This window comes from Candidatus Tumulicola sp. (assembly GCA_035601835.1).
GTDB lineage: Bacteria > Vulcanimicrobiota > Vulcanimicrobiia > Eremiobacterales > Eremiobacteraceae > DATNNM01.
The window spans coordinates 128298-144570 of the sequence record DATNNM010000007.1; the positions used below are offsets into that span (position 1 = coordinate 128298).

At 64.1% G+C, this 16273-nt stretch carries 13 protein-coding genes; 5 read left to right on the forward strand and 8 right to left on the reverse strand.

The window, feature by feature from the left end; translation table 11 throughout:
* Nucleotides 1-26 precede the first annotated feature (26 nt).
* Genes bioA through bioB form a run of 4 tightly spaced genes read left to right on the forward strand, consistent with a single transcriptional unit; the run spans nt 27 to nt 4157 of the window.
* On the forward strand, nt 27-1316 hold the full coding sequence (bioA, locus tag VN934_02435) for an adenosylmethionine--8-amino-7-oxononanoate transaminase (GenBank protein HXM17647.1): 1290 nt from the start codon (nt 27-29) through the stop codon (nt 1314-1316).
* The gene (locus VN934_02440) at nt 1309-2475 is read left to right on the forward strand and encodes an aminotransferase class I/II-fold pyridoxal phosphate-dependent enzyme (protein HXM17648.1); all 1167 of its coding nucleotides are present in this window, start codon (nt 1309-1311) and stop codon (nt 2473-2475) included. Before bioA ends, VN934_02440 begins: the two co-directional genes overlap by 8 nt.
* Nucleotides 2447-3118: an AAA family ATPase gene (locus tag VN934_02445; protein HXM17649.1), complete on the forward strand. Its 672-nt coding sequence runs from the start codon at nt 2447-2449 to the stop codon at nt 3116-3118. The genes VN934_02440 and VN934_02445 overlap by 29 nt, the downstream gene beginning before the upstream one ends.
* 7 nt (nt 3119-3125) lie before the next feature.
* Complete coding sequence (gene bioB, locus VN934_02450) at nt 3126-4157, forward strand: biotin synthase BioB (GenBank protein ID HXM17650.1); 1032 nt, start codon at nt 3126-3128, stop codon at nt 4155-4157.
* Between the two features lie 3 nt (nt 4158-4160).
* Here the strand turns inward: bioB and VN934_02455 are convergent, their stop codons facing one another.
* The 7 genes from VN934_02455 to VN934_02485 are packed head-to-tail and all read right to left on the reverse strand — an operon-like array spanning nt 4161 to nt 14329.
* Nucleotides 4161-5789 (reverse strand): peptide ABC transporter substrate-binding protein, encoded by a 1629-nt coding sequence (locus VN934_02455; protein ID HXM17651.1) that lies wholly within the window; start codon nt 5787-5789, stop codon nt 4161-4163.
* Nucleotides 5786-7399, reverse strand: coding sequence for a peptide ABC transporter substrate-binding protein (locus tag VN934_02460; protein HXM17652.1), 1614 nt, complete (start codon nt 7397-7399; stop codon nt 5786-5788). Before VN934_02460 ends, VN934_02455 begins: the two co-directional genes overlap by 4 nt.
* A 29-nt stretch (nt 7400-7428) precedes the next feature.
* Entirely contained in the window at nt 7429-7803 is a 375-nt protein-coding gene (locus VN934_02465) for a plastocyanin/azurin family copper-binding protein (protein ID HXM17653.1), read from the reverse strand.
* A gap of 54 nt (nt 7804-7857) precedes the next feature.
* Nucleotides 7858-9264, reverse strand: coding sequence for a TolC family protein (locus VN934_02470; GenBank protein ID HXM17654.1), 1407 nt, complete (start codon nt 9262-9264; stop codon nt 7858-7860).
* Nucleotides 9261-12485 (reverse strand): efflux RND transporter permease subunit, encoded by a 3225-nt coding sequence (locus tag VN934_02475; protein HXM17655.1) that lies wholly within the window; start codon nt 12483-12485, stop codon nt 9261-9263. The genes VN934_02470 and VN934_02475 overlap by 4 nt, the downstream gene beginning before the upstream one ends.
* Before the next feature lie 26 nt (nt 12486-12511).
* Nucleotides 12512-13825 (reverse strand): efflux RND transporter periplasmic adaptor subunit, encoded by a 1314-nt coding sequence (locus VN934_02480; GenBank protein ID HXM17656.1) that lies wholly within the window; start codon nt 13823-13825, stop codon nt 12512-12514.
* 3 nt (nt 13826-13828) lie between these two features.
* Nucleotides 13829-14329 (reverse strand): MarR family transcriptional regulator, encoded by a 501-nt coding sequence (locus VN934_02485; GenBank protein HXM17657.1) that lies wholly within the window; start codon nt 14327-14329, stop codon nt 13829-13831.
* 65 nt (nt 14330-14394) lie between these two features.
* On the opposite strand from VN934_02485, the gene VN934_02490 reads away from it, so the two are divergent.
* Entirely contained in the window at nt 14395-14934 is a 540-nt protein-coding gene (locus tag VN934_02490; protein HXM17658.1) for a redoxin domain-containing protein, read from the forward strand.
* Nucleotides 14935-15244: 310 nt separating this feature from the next.
* Here VN934_02490 and thyX read toward each other — a convergent pair whose 3' ends face one another.
* A complete protein-coding gene (thyX, locus tag VN934_02495) occupies nt 15245-16045 on the reverse strand; it encodes an FAD-dependent thymidylate synthase (protein HXM17659.1) in 801 nt (266 codons plus the stop codon).
* Between the last annotated feature and the right edge of the window lie 228 nt (nt 16046-16273).

Here is a 16273-nt window from a genome sequence, read left to right on the forward strand (position 1 = left end):
AAGCGCTTGATAGAAGCCGAGCCGGCATGGCAATGCAGGCTGGGATCGCGGCGGCGCTTGATGCTGACCGCCGTCACGTGTGGCATCCGTTCACGCAGATGTCCGCGTATCATGGCCACGAGCGGCTCATCGAGCGCGCCCGCGGCAACTATCTTTTTGACTCCGACGGGCGCGCCGTTTTCGACGCTGCCTCTTCCATCTGGGTCACGGTCCACGGGCATTGTCACCCTGCGATCGCGGACGCGATCGCGGCGCAAGCGCGCCTGCTCGACCACGCCACGCTATTAGGTCAATCCAATCCGCCTTCGGCGCTGCTGGCCGCGCGGCTCGCAGCTCTGTTGCCGGCGAGCTTGAGCAAGACATTCTATGCGAGCGACGGCGCCTCGGCGGTCGAGGCGGCGCTCAAGATCGCGGTTCAGTATTGGCACAACCGGGGCGAAACGCGGGCGCTGTTCGTGGCGCACGAGCGCGGCTATCACGGCGACACGACCGGCGCGATGAGCGTTTCCGGAGTCGCCGATTTCCTGCGCCCTTTCGCGGGGCTCCGCTTCCCCAGCGTGCAACTGGCGTGGTCGCCTGCGTACCTCGATGAACTGGAGCACACGTTGCTTGCGCGCGGCCATGAGGTGGCGGCGGTCGCCATCGAACCACTCGTGCAAATGGCCGGCGGCGTGAAGCTGATGCCGCCCGCCTCGCTGACGCGCGCAGCGGAGTTGTGCCGTGCACACGGCGTATTGCTGATCGTCGACGAGATCGCCACGGGATTCGGCCGCACGGGCAGCATGTTCGCGTTCGAGCAGGCGCAGATCGTGCCGGACATCGTGTGTCTCGGCAAAAGCCTGACGGGCGGCACGCTGGCGCTCTCCGCCACGGTCGTCTCCGATGACGTCTTCGATGCCTTTTTGGGCGAGCCGCGCGCCGCGCGCCACTTCTTCCACGGCCACTCCTACGCCGGCAACCCGATCGCATGTGCGGCAGCGATTGCGAATCTCGATCTCTTTACGACCGAGCGCAGCCTGGATCACGTGCGAGCCGCTCTCCCGCAGTGGCACGAATCGCTTGACGCCTTGCGCCGGCATCCCCGCGTGGCGGACGTTCGCCGTCTCGGCTTTATCGCGGGCGTCGAACTGCGCGACGGCCTCGACGCCGCGAGCGCCGCGCCGACGCGAGCGTGGGCCTTGTGCGATGCGTTATGGGAACGGGGATTTTTCGTGCGGCCTGTCGGCCCGACATTGCTGCTCGTTCCGCCGCTCTCTTCAACCGGTGAGGAACTGGGCGGGCTGGTGTCCGCCGTCTCCGAGGCGCTTGATGGATGATGCCGGCCGGCCTTATGCATGGGTGTCAGAGGCGCTGGCAGACTTGGATGCGCGGCATTTGCGGAGAGAGATCCGCGATCTCGATCTGAAAGGCGTGCACGGCCGCCTCGCCGGCCGTCCGGTGCTGGTCTTTTCTTCCAACGATTACCTGAGCTTGTCGGCGCATCCTCAGGTCCTAGCGGCGATGCGCGCGGCTGCCAGCGCTGGTTCGACCGGCTCGCGCCTGCTCTCGGGCAGCTCAAGCGAATTGTCGGCGCTCGAGCGCGAACTCGCCGGCTTCCTCGATCAGGAAGCGGCGCTGGTTTTCTCGAGCGGCTACTTGGCCGCCACGGGGGCCATCCCAGCGCTCGCGCACGGAGCCGACCTCGTGCTGTCGGATCAGCGCAATCACGCGTGTCTTATCGACGGCATACGGCTGGCGGGGCTGACGAAACGCATCTACCAGGCCGGCAGCGTGCCCGAGACGCGGGCCGGCCAAACCGTCCTCTTGGTCACCGAAGCCGTCTACGGGATGGACGGCGTCGCGGCGCCGCTCGATGGGCTGGGCGATAGCGCCGTTCGTCAAGGCTGGCGGACGTTTGTTGACGATGCGCATGGGATCGGCATGGTCGGAATCGCAGGGCGCGGTCATGGGACCGCCTTCGCCAAGCGCACGCACGGCGTCGTGATGGGCACGCTTTCGAAATCGCTCGGCGCGTTGGGCGGCTTCGTAGCCGGACCCCGCGCCGCCATCGAGTACCTGGTGACCGCTGCGCGCACGTTCGTGTTCGATACCGCGCTGCCGCCGGCCGTCATCCGCGCCGCGCGCGCCGCACTCGAGCTGGTGCCGGAGATGGAGCAAGAGCGCCGATGGGTCGCGAGCTTGGCGTCGCGGCTCCGCAACCGGCTCGCGTCGTCCGACGTTTCGATTGGCGGGGATGCTGCGGCCGCCCCGCATTTGCTCTTCATTAATATAGGGGATGCGGGTCAAGCGCTCGCCTTTGGTGAGGCGCTCCTCGCGCGAGGCATCTTCGCGCCGGCTATCCGGCCGCCGACGGTGCCCGATGGGCGCAGCCGGATCCGCATCTCGCTGACGGCCGGTCACAGCGAGGACGACGTCGACGCGCTGGCCGTTGCGATCGAGGACGTGCGTGCGGCGCTACTTACTGCTCGGCACTGACACCGACGTCGGAAAGACGACTGTCGCAGCCGCATTGTGCGCTGCGGCGTTGCGCAGTGGCTTGCTCGTCGCGGCTTGCAAGCCCGTTGAGACCGGTGCGCCCGAACGCGGAGATCTGGACGTCATTCGTGCGATAGCCGGGAACGCGGTGCGTTGCGTGGCGGGCGCGCGCCTCGAATTGGCAGCCGCCCCAAGCGCAGCGGCGCGCGCGGCGGGCGCGGCCGCGCCCTCGATCGCCGCTTGCGCGGCGTGCGTTCGCAGCGCCGAAGCCGGCGTGGACGCGGTGGTGGTCGAGACGTGCGGAGGGGCCTTGACGCCGCTGTCGGATACGGAGTACGTCGCCGACCTGGCGACGGCGCTGCCGCACTACCGCGTGCTTCTCGTGGCGGCGTTGAAGCTCGGCGTGCTCAGCCACTCATTCGGGGTGGCCGAATACTTGAACGCGATCGGCCGGCCGATGGACGGGGTCGTTCTGTGCGAGCGCTTTGGGCCTTGCGACGCATGGTATTTGGAATCGACTGAAGCGGATCTTGCCGCGCGCGGCCTGCGCGTCGTGGCGCGCGTCGCGTTCGGCGACCAGACCAACGCGCAGCGCCTCGCCGCCTCCGTCCAAAGTCTGATCGATGTAGTGCCGGAGCTTTAGCTGTGGTATGCCGGACTTTAGTCCGGCAAATCAGAACGTATCCAGTGTGATCGCTTCAGAACTTTTTTCACAACTCGATGACTGCATAGCGACGCGGCGTCCTGCAGCGCGCGACGTGCTGTTGGGCGTTTTGCGGCTCGCCGACTCGGATCGCGACGCGCTCCTCGCGCGCAGTTTGCGCATGCGGCTCGCGCGGGCGGGCGCGCAGGTCAACTTGGAAGGCATCGTGAGCGCCAAGACCGGCGCCTGCTCGGAGGACTGCTCGTTCTGTTCGCAGTCAGCGCGCTATTCGACCGGCATCGCCGTGCGGCCGCTCATGCAAGAACACGAGGCGGTCGAAGCCGCATTGCGGGCGCAGCGCAACGGCGCGAGCGAGTTCTGCTTGGTCATCGCGGTGCGCGGTCCCAGCGAGCGCGTGCTCGAGCAGGTCATCCGCTGCGTGAAGGCCGTGCGCGATGCGACGCCGCTCAAGCTGGCCGTGTCGCTCGGCATCATGTCGCCGGATCAAGTCGCGCGTCTCAAAGCGGCAGGCGTCGCCAAGATCAATCACAATCTGGAATCCGGGCCCAGGTTCTTCTCCACGATCTGCTCGACCCATACGTACGAGGAGCGTCTCGAGACGTGCCGCGCGGTCAAGGCCGCGGGGCTGGAGCTGTGCAGCGGCGGCATCTTCGGCATGGGCGAGAACCTGGGCGATCGCGTCGACCTCGCATGCGATCTGCAGCGGCTGGAGCCTGAGGAGGTGCCGGTCAATTTTCTCGACCCGCGCCCGGGCACGCCGCTCGGCGACAGACCGTTGCTCGAATTCGACGAAGCGCTGCGCGCGGTCGCGATGATGCGCTTCGCGCTCCCGAGCGCGCTCATCCGGCTCTCAGGCGGCCGCGAACGGACGCTCGCGCAGAATCAGGCTCTGGGTCTTGTCGCCGGCGCCGACGGCCTGATCATCGGAGATTATCTCACCACTGCGGGCCAATCGCCCGATGCGGATAAGGACCTAGCCCAAGAGTTTGCGCGCAGCTATCGCGCCTGGAGCGCGTAGGGACTATTCCATCGACCATTCCCACGGATTCCAATTCGCCGATGTCGCCGGCGACGGCTTGAACCCGTGGAAATGCTCTGAGTAGGCGTCGATGCGGCGCGAGTGCCACAGAAAAATCGTGGGCACTTGCTCGATGAGCTCGTGCTCGATGGTCTGGTAATCGCGGATGCGCCGCTTGCGGTCAAAGGTGCTGAGCGCGTCCTTTTCCGCCGCGTCGAGCGTCGGATCGCACCAGAACAGATTGTTCTGGCCCTTGGGCGGGAAATAGTCGCACATGTAAAGCGAAGAGTTATCGGGATCCACCCCGCTGGACCAAGAAAAACTGCCGAGCTGGTACTTGCCTGCGTTGAGGATGCCGCCTGTCTGAGCGGACGCGAAGTAGGCTGACGCCGGATAGCCTTTGATGCTGATCGCGATGCCCACCATCTTGGCCGACGCCTGCACGATGGCTGCGATCTTCTCGCCGGTGGATGAACCGGCGATCAAGGAATACTGCAGCTCGAGGCGTTGCCCGTTCTTCACGCGTATCCCGTCTCGCCCGACCGTCCAACCCGCATCATCTAAAAGGGCGCGCGCTTTGACGGGATCGTTGTCGTACATGGGCAGATCTTTTGGGAACGCCCAGCTATACTCGGCGATGTCGCTGTTGGCCACGGTGTTGATATCGTGGGTGACGTTGCGGACGAGTTCTACCCTGTTCAGCGAGTACTCGATCGCTTTGCGCACGCGCAGGTCGGACAGGATCGGGTCCTTCACGTTGAAATCGATGTGGGCGAACAGATTCTCGGGCGAGTTGGTGACGACGAGGCCCGCTATTTTCTTGAGCTCCGGCGTCACGTCGGTGTTCGCGCGAAACCACGCGTCCGTCTCGTGCGTCTGCAGCTGCACCTTGATGGTGTTGGTGCTGCCGATGAAACGGTAGACGATCTTTTTCAGCTTGGGCGGACCGCCGTAATACGAGGGATTCGCCTCCATCGTGATGTGATCGCCGTGCACCCACTCGGTGATGCGGAATGGTCCGGAGCCGATCGGCTTGGTGTTGTACGGGATGTTGTTGACGTTCGGGTATTGCGCGAGCAGGTGCGCGGGCACGATCGGGAAGCCGCCCTGCTGACACATGAAGTAGGCGATGATCGGGGAGAAGACGTTCTTCATGTGGACCACGACCGTATACGCATCCGGGGCGGACACGTCCGCGATTTGGTCGTAGCCCGTGCGCACTTGGACGTTGTTGTTCGGGTTCATGATCGCATGGAACGTGAAGACGACGTCCTTAGCGGTCAGCGGCGCGCCGTCTTGCCATTTCACACCGTGCCGCAGGCGATACGTGATCGTCTTGCCGTCCTTGCTGATGAGGCCGTTCTCGAGCGACGGTTCTTTCAAGGCGATATCGGGGACGAAGCGCTGCTGATCGTCATAGCGGAAGAAAAACGAGAACGTGAGGTATTCGACATCGGCCACCACTGCTTGGGTGGAGAGGAGCGGGTTGAGGCTGTCGGGTTCGGCGATGTCGTCATAGCGCAGCACGCCGGGGATGAAGCTGCCGCCGGCGGAGGTCGTGCTTTCGGAGACCTTGGAGCAGCCTGTGCTCAGGACGACTATGCCTGCGAGGACAAGTCCGAGAAACCTCACTCCATCGTCCATTCCCAGCTGTTCCAGTTACTCGACGTCGCCGGAGCCGGTTTGAAGCCGTGGAAGTTCGGCGACGTGATGAAGATCTGGCGCTGGAACCACAAGACGATGACCACTGACTGCAGCGCGAACTCCTTCTGGATGATCGAGTAGTACTTCTTGCGCACGTTCTGGTCGTACGACGAGAGCGCGCCGTCCTCGGCGTCCTGGATCGTCTTGTCGCACCAATACGCGCTGTTCTGCCCTGCGGGCGGGATGTTGCGGCAGTCGTAGATCGACTTGTCGTCGGGATCGGCTCCGGCTACCCACGCGAAGAAGCCCGCGTCGTAGTCACCGTGCTGCAGGATCCCGCCTTGCTGGTATGAGTTGAAATACACTTCTGTCGGAAAGTTCTTGATAGAGACCTGCACGCCGACCGCCTTGAGCTCTTGCTGCACGATCGCCTCGGTGGCCAGGCCGGTGCTATTTCCCGCAACTCCCGACACGTTGAAGGCGAGTTTCTGCCCGTTCTTCTCCATGATCCCATCGGGACCGGGTTTCCAGCCGGCCTCCGCTAGCAATTGACGCGACTTCGCCGGATCGTAGTCGTAGTGCACAACGTTCGGCTCGTAGGCCCACGAGAGCTGCGACTGGTCGGAATACGCGCGGATCTGGACGTCGTGCGTGACGTCGTGGAGCAACTTCTTCTTGTCGATGGCGTAATTGATGGCTTGGCGCACTCGGATGTCGTTGAACAACGCCTTCTTCTGATTCAGGTCGATGTGACTGTAGACCATGCCGGGTTTGAGCTGCATGACGTAGCCCTGATCGACGAGCGGCTGGTATTGCGGGTACAGGTTCGAAGGCGCGCGGAACCAGGCGTCGATCTCGTGCGTTTTGAGCTGGATCAGAATCGTGTTGTCGCTGGCGACGATCTTGTAGATGATCCGCTTCAGTTTTGGCGGCCCGCGCCAGTACAACGGGTTCGCCTCCAGTTCAATGCGGTCTCCGTGAACCCACTTCCCGAACTTGAACGGCCCCAAGCCCACCGGATGGGTATTGTAAGGGATCCGGTTGAGGTCCGGATATTTCGCCAAGAGGTGCGCAGGGAGCACCGGGTACAACCCGCCTTCCGCGAAGAACGTCGAGATCGCCGGGGCGTAGATCCGCTGCAGATGGAATCGGACCGTGTAGTCATCCGGCGCGTCCGCCGGGTTGCTCTTGACGAGTTGGTCCCACCCGTTGCGCGATTGCAGGTTGTTGGCATCGTTGAGGATGGCTTTCGTGGTGAAAACCGCGTCCGCTGCGGTGAACGGTGAGCCGTCTTGCCACTTCACGCCATGTCGCAGGTGATAGGTGATCGTCAGGCCGTCTTTGCTGATACCGCCGTTGGCGTAGGTCGGGACTTCCAACGCCAACTCCGGAACGAATTGCATCTTGTCGTCGAGGTTGAAGAAAAACCCGTGGATGAGCATGTCGAGGTCGGTGCCGACCGCCTCGAGCCGCAGCAGCGGGTTCATGCTGGTCGGCTCCGAGATGTCCGCGTAGCGGAGGGTGCCGGGAATCGTGCCGACGGCATGTCCGCCAGGTCCGGCGTTTTCGGAGACCTTCGAGCAGCCCGTGGCGACCAACGCGAGCAGCGCCGCGGCGAGCAGTATCGCTACTGGCTGCGCGGCGGGGGGACGACGACCGTGACCGTGCCGTTCATCTCCGGATGGATCAGGCAGTGATACGTGAAGGTGCCGGCGGTGGACGCGACCCACGACCAGCGGCCGCCGCTCGGCGGGATCGGGCCCGAGTCGAAGGCCCCCGCCATCGTGACCGTGTGCCCCTGCGAATCCTGATTTATCCATGTGACGACAGTCCCCATATCGACGGTGATGTTGCCCGGATCGTACGACCGGTTGCCGCGATCACCGAGGATATTGACGGTGACGAAACCGGACTGTTCTTTCGGCTGGCAACCGAGGCCCCAGAACAGGGCGAAGGCGAGCATGCAGGCGAGGCCCGCGACGCGGCGAGATGCCGATTGCATGCGCGGGCCTTCTGACGCTTTGCGGAGATACCCTCCGACCTTGCTCGCGCTCGCTTAGAAGCTGCCGATCAGACCCGCGCTGAACAGCACTTGCTGCTCGGCGGTCTTCGCCGTGTACAAGGCGTTCACGAAATCGTTCTGGGCTTTGATGAAACCGGTTTGGGCGTTGAGCAACAGCGGGAGGGTCGTGACGCCCGCTTTGTATTGCGCGTTGGTCACGTCGAGGACGGTTTGGGCTTGGCTCAGCTCGACATGCGCGGCCGACACGCCCGCCAGCGCGGTCTGATATGCCAGGAACGCTTGGGTGACGCTGAACGAGACGGCGAGTTCCGCGCTTTTCAGGTTTGCTCGCGCGCTGCGCTGCTGCGCCTTGGCCGACGCCGTTTGGCTGGAGATCAGTCCGCCGTCGTAAAGCGGGAACGTGAGCGACACGCCAAACGAGTACGTGTTCGCGTACGGGCCGCCGCCGGTGGCGAGGCTGCCGTTCGGATTGAGCCCGGTCGTGCCGACGCCGTCGCTCGCCGTGCCGCTGAGCACCGGAACGCGGGCGAGCCCTGCGGCCCTGACGCCCTCTCCTGCAGACCGCTCGCTAGCGCGCGCCGCGGCGAGGTCGCTGCGCTCCGTCGAGGCGATCGTCAGCAGCGCGTCCAGCGTCTTGGCGAAGGTCGGTTCGGTGTTATCGTCCTGCAGCTGCACGGGCGCGTTCGACGGCAAGCCCATGGCGTTCAAGAGCGCGGCGATCTGCGACTGCTCGCCATTTTTGGCCTGCGCCAGCGCGAGATCGGCTTGGGCCACGGGCAGTTGCGCAGTGAGCACTTCGGCCCTCGACGCGGCGCCCGCGCGGAACTGCGCTTCGACCAACTGCTCTTGTATCTGCGCGTTGTCGCGCTGCTTTTGCGCGACCTGGTACTGGTGACGCGCCTGCAGCGCCGCGTAATATTGCTGCGCGACCGTGAACTCGACGCTTTCCATCTGGCGGCGCAGCAACAGTGCTTGCGCGTCGGTGTTGAAGCGGGCGGCACTGATCTCCGCGAACACGCGACCGCCGTCGAACAGCAGCTGTTTGAGATCAACGCTTGCGCTCGTCGTGGTGAAGATCGTCGTGCCGCCTGTCGTCCCTCCCGAACCGCCGGTGCCGCTCCCGCGGCTGCCTGATTTCGATCGGTCGGTTCTGCCGGTCGCGCTCAGATTCGGCAGCGCGCCGCTTTGCGCGGTGCCGATGCCGGCGCGCGCCTGGTCCAGCGCTGCGCGAGCCAGTTCGAGGAGCGGCGATGACGCGAGCGCGATCGTCTCCGCATCCTTCAACGTGAGAAGCGTTAGCCCAGGCGACGCGGCGGGATTCGGCGTCGTCATCGGCATCGGCGTCGGGGTTGGGGACGCTGTTTTTGCCGCGGCTGGCAGCGTGCATAGACTCAAAATGAGTGCAGCGACCAAAAAAACGGGCACGAGTGGTCGGGTCATACTCTCTCCTCTTCTGCTATAGGTGATGCGGTCTCGTCGCGGAGTTCCACCGCGCGTCCGGGGGGTTGGCCGTTGCGCGGCGTTGCGACGCCGAATAGGTCAGCCAGCCAGCGGCCCACGCCGGTGCGCAGATACCAATTGATGAAGCGCTGACCGTTGAGGTACGCCACCGGTATGACGACCAGGGTGAGCAGCGTCGACGTGAGCAGTCCTCCGATGACGACCGCCGCGAGCGGCGCCTGTGTTTCGCTCCCGGCCTGCAAGCCTAACCCGAGCGGCAGGAGCCCAAGACAGGTGGCCGAGGTGGTCATGAGGATGGGTCGCATGCGGATGGGCCCGGCCTGCATCAGCGCGGCGCGGATGCTCATGCCTTCCGAGCGCAATTGGTTCGTGAACTCGACGACCAAGATCGCGTTCTTGACCACGATGCCGATGAGCGCAAGTGCGCCGATCATCGCGGTCAGTCCGATCGACTTGTGGAACAAGATGAGCCCCACGCCCACGCCGACGACCGCCAACGGCAGCGTGAGCATGATGACGAGCGGCTGCCAGAAACTCTCGTACTTCGCGGCGAGCAGCATGTAGATAAGCGCGATGGCCAAGACCAGCGCCAAGCCCAGGGATGAGAACGCCTGGTTTTGCGCCTGTGTGCCGCCGCTGAAGTCGAAACGGTAGCCCGGCGGCAACGCGAACCCGCTCAATTGCGCTTGGACCTTTTGCGCGACGGTGCCTACGGGCGTGGTGCCTACCACGTCGCCTTGGATCTCCACGTAGCGCTCTTTGTTGAGGCGTGTGATCTGGTTCGGGCCGGTGCCGAAGGTCACCGAGGCGACTTCCGCCAGCGGCACGACGTTGCCGGCCGGCGTGGTGACCGTGAGATCGTTGATGTTCTGCGACGTCTTGCGCTGGCTCGGCGGCAGGATCACATTGATGTCGTACTGCTGGCCGCCGCTCTCATAGCGCGATGCGATCGTGCCGTTGGTCGCGGTAGCGACGGTGTCGGCGATGGTCGACAAGGGCACGCCGAGCTGACCCGCGCGATCGCGATTGACGGCGATCGCCATCTGCGGCGCGGAATTGGTGATCGAAGAACGCAAGTTGATCAGCCCGGGGATCTTGCCGCGCAGTTGATCGACGGCCGCGTTGCTCAGGTCGGACAGTTGTTTGAGATCCGGGCCGTACAGATCCACCGTGATGCCTTGGTTGGCTCCCGTGGCAAACGACAGGATCCGGCTGACGATGTCGACCGCCACCGGATATCCCTGAACGCCCGGGATCGCATTGAACTCGCCCCGCAATTTCTGCACGTACGCGTCGGAAGAGATGCGCCGAGGACTACCCCTTCCGAACGGCTTCAGCGTGAGGAAGATCTGCCCGGTGTTGGTGATCGGGCGCGTGCCCAGGCCCACGAAACTGCCGCCGGCGCCGACATTGGCGTACACGTCCTGCACGTTGGCCGTGTCCTTGCGCAGCTCGTCCTCCATCTTCAGCGCGAACTGGTTGTTGATCGCGAGCGCCGTACCCGTCGGCAATAAGTAGTTGATGGTGATGTAGTTCGAAACGGCGGGCGGCAATATCTCGAAACCGGCGAGCCTGACCAGTACGACGCCGGCCACGACGGCGACCACGGCGAGTCCGGCGACCGCGAAGCCGTGATCGAGCGCCCAGCTCAAGATCGCACGGTAGCGTGTTTCAAGCAGGCGATAGCCGGCGCCGAAGCGCTCGAACAGCCACTCTTCTGTTCGCGCGAAAATATTGGCGCGCGGATCGACGTGCGACTCTTCGACGTCGCTGCGATGGATGAAGCGCGCCGCGAGCATCGGCACCACGCTCAACGCGACGAGCAGCGAGACGCCGACCGCGAACACGACGACCAGCGCGAACGGCTGGAACAGCTTGCTCGCAACGCCGCCCAACAAGAGCATGGGCAGGAAGACGATCATGACCGTGATCGTCGACGACATCACCGCGCCGTAGATCTGCGCCGCGCCGGCCTTCGCCGCTTCGATCTGGTTCTCGCCGCCTTCGACCCGCCGGAAGATGTTCTCCAGCACGACGATGGCGTCGTCCACCATCAGGCCGACGGCCAGCGCCAACCCTCCCAAGGTCATGATGTTGAGCGTGAACCCCGCCAGATACATCGCGAGAAACGCGCCGCCGACCGATGTTGGAATGGTCAATGCTATGACCAGCGTGCTGCGTATGCTATGAAGGAAGAACAGGATGACGAGGATGGCGAGCAGCGCGCCAAACGCGGCGTTTTGTTGCAGCGCCGTGATTGAATCTTCGATGTAGAAATGCTGGTCGTAGATGGATGCGAAGTGCAAGCCGGGATACGTCTGCTCGAGTTTCTTGAGCCGGACATATGCGGCCCGGACGACCTCGACCGTGTTCGCGTCGCTTTGCTTGCTGATCGTCACGCCGACCGACGGCACGCCGTTCAAGCGCCCGATGACGCGCTGGTCCTTGCCGGTATCCAGCACGCGCGCAAGGCTGCCGAGATAAATCGGCGTGCCATCTTTGGCGTTGGCGAGCACCAGGGAGTTGAGCTGGCTCGGACTTTGCAATAAGCCGGTGACGCGGATCTCATACTCGGTGCTGCCTTCGCGCCCGATGCCCCCGGCCACGTTCTCATTCTGCTGCGCGATGCGGTTGATGACCGTCGAAATAGGGATGCCGAGCGCCGCCAAGCGCTGATTGTCCACCTCGACGCGGACCTCGCGCACGACACCGCCGGTCTCGACCGCGGTGGCGACGCCCGGAACTTCTTCGATCTGAGGCAGGATCGTGTTCGTGACGAGATCGTCGAGGGCGGTCGCGGACACGTTCTGGTCGGATACGCCGGCGATGAGCACCGGCAATTGGCTCGGGTCAGCCTTGAAGATCGCGATGGGCTGCAGATTGGGATCGTTCGGCAGCCGGTTCTTGATGCGGTCGAGCTGTTCGCGGATGTCGGTCGCCGCCGTGTCCGGGTTGATCCCGAAATTGAACTGTGCGCGCACGGTCGCGACGCCCTCGAACGAGGTCGACGTGACCTGCTGGATTCCCGGGACTTGGCTGACCGCGTCCTCCAGCGGCCGGGCGATCAGCTTCTCCATCTCCTCCGGCGCGACGTTCGGATATGTCGCGGTGAGGAAGATCAGGGGGAACGAGAAACTCGGCAACAGGTCGATGCTGAGTTGGCGAAGCCCATAGACGCCCAGAAAAATAATCGTGGCCATCGCCATGATGACCGCGACTGGGCGATTTACCGAGAAGTTTGAGAGGAAGATTTGCCTTGGCCCTCCGGCGAGCCGACGACGGTCACCGCCGATCCGTCCTGCAGCGAATCAGGCCGCTGCGTGATGACGATGTCGCCAGGCGCGAGGCCGGACACCTCGACCAGCGTGTCCGTTTGCAGACCGGTCGTGACCGGGACCGACTTGGCTTTGTCGTTCTTGATGGTGTAGACCGCGCTGCCGGTGGCGCCTTGGAAGACGGCCACGCGGGGCACGAGCAGCGCGCCGCGGTGCGTCGCCTGCGCGAAGCTGAGATTTGCCACCATACCGGCCTTGAGCGCGATGTCCGGGTTGGGGATGACGATGTGCGTGAGGTAGCTCAGCGTGCCGGCGGATGCCGCCGAGTTCACGATCTGAACCGAGCCATGCCACGTGCGGCCGGTGATCGTGTCGACCGTGATCGTGACCGGCGTGCCGCTGTGCACGTATTTCAGATCCTCGTCGGGGATGCCGACGTTGACCCAAGCCGGATCGAGCTGCGACACTTGGATGGCCGGCGTGCCGGGCGCCGCTAGCGCGCCGCGGTCGACGTTGCGCTGCGTGATGGTGCCCTCAAACGGCGCGGTAATGGTGGTCTGCGCGAGCTGCGCCATCGCCACTTGCGCCGCGCCGGAAGCTTGGGCTACTGCGGCCTCAGCCGACTTGACGTCTGCTTGGGCGGCGCTTTGCCCGCCCTGCATGCTCGCGTTCTGGGCTGCGATCAGCGCCGAACGATATTGCGCTTCGGCCGCCGCCGCTTGGCTCTGCGCCTGATCGAGCGTAGACTTGGAGACGTAGCCCTGCTTGAACAGCTGTTCGTTTCGCGTGAGGTTCAACTCCGCGTTGTCGTACCCGATCTTTGCCGACGTCAAGTTCGCTTGCGCGGTGGCGGAGGTGCCGGTGTCGTTTGCGCGCACCTGAGCGAGCCTCGCTTGAGCGACCGACAGCGCGCCCTCGGCCTGTTGCAGCTGGGCGCGGATGGTGCTGTCGTCGATCTGCACGAGGACGTCGCCGGCGTGCACGCGCTGACCGAGGACCACGTTGACCGATACGACGGTGCCCGAGATCACCGAGGACAGCAAGGCCTGCTGACGCGGCGCCACGACGCCGGTGAGCGAAAAGCGCGCCGTGATGTCGCCTCGTTTCGCCTGCACTGCGGCGACCGGCAGCCCGTTGGCCTGCTTCGCCGAAGCGGCTCCGCCCGGAGGTTTGCCGCCGCCACAGGCCGTGAGCACCACGGCGCACGAAACAGCGGCAGCGATGCCAAAAAAGACGTTCGACCTGGAACTAAAGTTGTTATCCATGCCCTAACCTACTCGCGCGCCTGGCCCGAAGTTTCGAGAGGCCCCCGGCCGCAGCGCCCGCCGCAAAACATCGCGAAGCAGCTTTTGATCGCCTTCCGAGAGCGCGGCGATCGCCGGCGGCGGCTTGCGCACGCGCGCCGACAGCTGTTTGTAGATCCGCTCCCCAAGCTCGGTGACGACGAGGGTCTTGACCCTGCGGTCGCCGACGGCGTTGCCGCGCTCGACCAGCCCGCGCGCCTCGAGGCGATCCACGATGCCGGTGATGTTCGATGCGTCGCAATGCATCGTCATCGCCAAGTCGCTCATCGCTTTCGGCTTGTCCGCCAGCAAGAGCTTCAGCGCGAACGCCTGCTGCGCGGTCAGGTCGAACTCCGCGGCGATCGCGGCGAAGTGGCGGTGCTGCGAGCGGACCAGCTCCATCATCAAATGCCACGCGTCGGCGCCAAAGGTTTGCGTGCGCGCCGCCCCGGATCGACGGCGCCGCAAGGGCAGTGTTGTTGACATACTCGATTGTTTATGTTCTTAAGTATGCGAAGGCTCTCCTGGTCGGTTCGTCAAAAGCGCCAGCCATGCGGCTGATACCCGGACGCATCGGTTGGGTCATAGTCATTATCCTCTTCGTTCTGGCTGGGTTTTTGCTGTGGATAGATGTTAACAAATGGCGCACCACCGGGCAGCCGACCTCGGGACGTGCCGCGATCGGCGCACCGGCTCCGGATGCGACGGTGTGGACGTTGCTCGGCAAACCCGCGCGACTCGCGATGTTCTACCGGCGCCCGCTCGTGTTGAATTTCTTTGCGACGTGGTGCGTGCCGTGCAAAGCGGAGCTTCCATTGCTCCAGCGGCGCTATATGGAGCTGCGCCGCAAGGGGCTTCTCGTCGTGGGCGTGGATCAAGAGGAAGGCGCGACGGAGGTGAGCGCGTTCGTGAAGCTGTCCGGCGTGACGTTCCCTGTCGTCGTCGACAAAGGCGAGGGCACGCTGACCTACGACATCCACGCCATCCCGACGTCGATCTTCATTGACTCCTCCGGCATTGTTCGGGCGATTCATGTCGGGGAGCTGTCGGCGTCGGATCTGGACGCGGATGTGGCGAAGATTCTTCCTTAGATAGTAGACCTCTCAAAGTAGCCACGGAGCTTTAGCTCCGTGCACCCTCCCCGATCGCCGCTGCGCGATCAGTCGCCTGCGCGGGGACGGCGCGAAGAGTCGGGAATATTGAAGCTTCGCGCCTCGGGTCCGGCTGGCTCTCGCCGCCTCAGTAGAGCCGGGAGGGAAATTTATCCCGACTTCTCGGCGTGTCGAAGCGTGGCGACCCCGTGACGCTAGGGCGTCTGCTCGCGCACCGGCGGGCACGGACCTAAAGGTCCGTAGCTACATGAAAAGTCGGTCCGTGACAACGTGAGAATTCGGTGTGTGGCTAAGAAGAGTCAGAATGGAGCTCCTGCTCCACGGTCTTGGACTTGCCGTTATGGCGCGATGCAAGCCAAGCCTTTGCGGTCTCCGCTTCCTTGATCTGCGCCTTCACGACTGCGATGTAGCGCGGACAATCCGGTCCGCCCGGTTCATGACAGAATCCGCGCACGCAAGTCGCGCCGGCGTCTTTGAAGAGCACCGGGTCCTCGCGCTTGAGGATGCGCAGCACCTGAAACGACATCTCACGGATCTCCCACTGCGCCATGTTGCACGTGCGCAGCGTCAGGAATTCGTACCAGGCGCGCGCGTTGCCGGACACGACGAGTTGGCTCGCGGCGGCATTGGGCAGAACAAAGCGCGCGTCTTCGCTCGGGATGCCGGCGTCCAACAACGCCTGATACGTGCGCGCAGCATCGCTCATCATTTGATCGAACGCCTTGGACAGTTCGGGCAGTGACGCGATGCGCTTCGGTTTGACGTACGGAAAATCAGCGTTCTTGAATGCCAGATAGCGCTGGCTTTGCTGATCGAACTGCAAGTGGCGATGGCGCACGAGCTGATGGGTCGCCGCTCGCGACATGCCCGTCACGCCGAAGATAAAGATGTTATGTTCGAGCGTCGAATGGTGGCCGGCGTCGCGCACTCGCTCTACGGTTCGCACCATGTCGTCGGGCTTTTCTTCCCAGCGCCGCACGATCGCGTCGGGCGCGTTTGCCGAATAGCAGGTTCGGGCCGCTGTCGCGGTCATGGCGGTGGGCGTTGGCGATTTTTCCAGCAGCGTCACGCGCACGGATACTTCGGGCATGGTGACCACGCGATTCGCGCTTCGCCTAAACCTGTCCGCCCGCGCCAAGAAAGGCGCGCTTTTGGAAGATGGCTTTATGTCAGAGGGAAAAGCAAGCCAGGGGGTCCAAAGGAGGAACGTCCTTGCGGCCGGGCAAGCGCTCGGCGCGGGACATAATCGGCGCTGAATAGTTATGAAGTCGCCCCATCTGGGGATACGTATAATACCGAGCTTACAGCCCGCCCGCGC

Coding starts and splice junctions, on each gene's coding strand:
- thyX (HXM17659.1), bottom strand. CDS start 16,045: ATGCCCGAAGTATCCGTGCGCGTGACGCTGCTGGAAAAATCGCCAACG.
- VN934_02465 (HXM17653.1), bottom strand. CDS start 7,803: ATGCAATCGGCATCTCGCCGCGTCGCGGGCCTCGCCTGCATGCTCGCC.
- VN934_02475 (HXM17655.1), bottom strand. CDS start 12,485: ATGGCCACGATTATTTTTCTGGGCGTCTATGGGCTTCGCCAACTCAGC.
- VN934_02490 (HXM17658.1), top strand. CDS start 14,395: ATGCGGCTGATACCCGGACGCATCGGTTGGGTCATAGTCATTATCCTC.
- VN934_02485 (HXM17657.1), bottom strand. CDS start 14,329: ATGTCAACAACACTGCCCTTGCGGCGCCGTCGATCCGGGGCGGCGCGC.
- VN934_02470 (HXM17654.1), bottom strand. CDS start 9,264: ATGACCCGACCACTCGTGCCCGTTTTTTTGGTCGCTGCACTCATTTTG.
- VN934_02480 (HXM17656.1), bottom strand. CDS start 13,825: ATGGATAACAACTTTAGTTCCAGGTCGAACGTCTTTTTTGGCATCGCT.
- bioB (HXM17650.1), top strand. CDS start 3,126: ATGCCGGACTTTAGTCCGGCAAATCAGAACGTATCCAGTGTGATCGCT.
- bioA (HXM17647.1), top strand. CDS start 27: ATGGCAATGCAGGCTGGGATCGCGGCGGCGCTTGATGCTGACCGCCGT.
- VN934_02440 (HXM17648.1), top strand. CDS start 1,309: ATGGATGATGCCGGCCGGCCTTATGCATGGGTGTCAGAGGCGCTGGCA.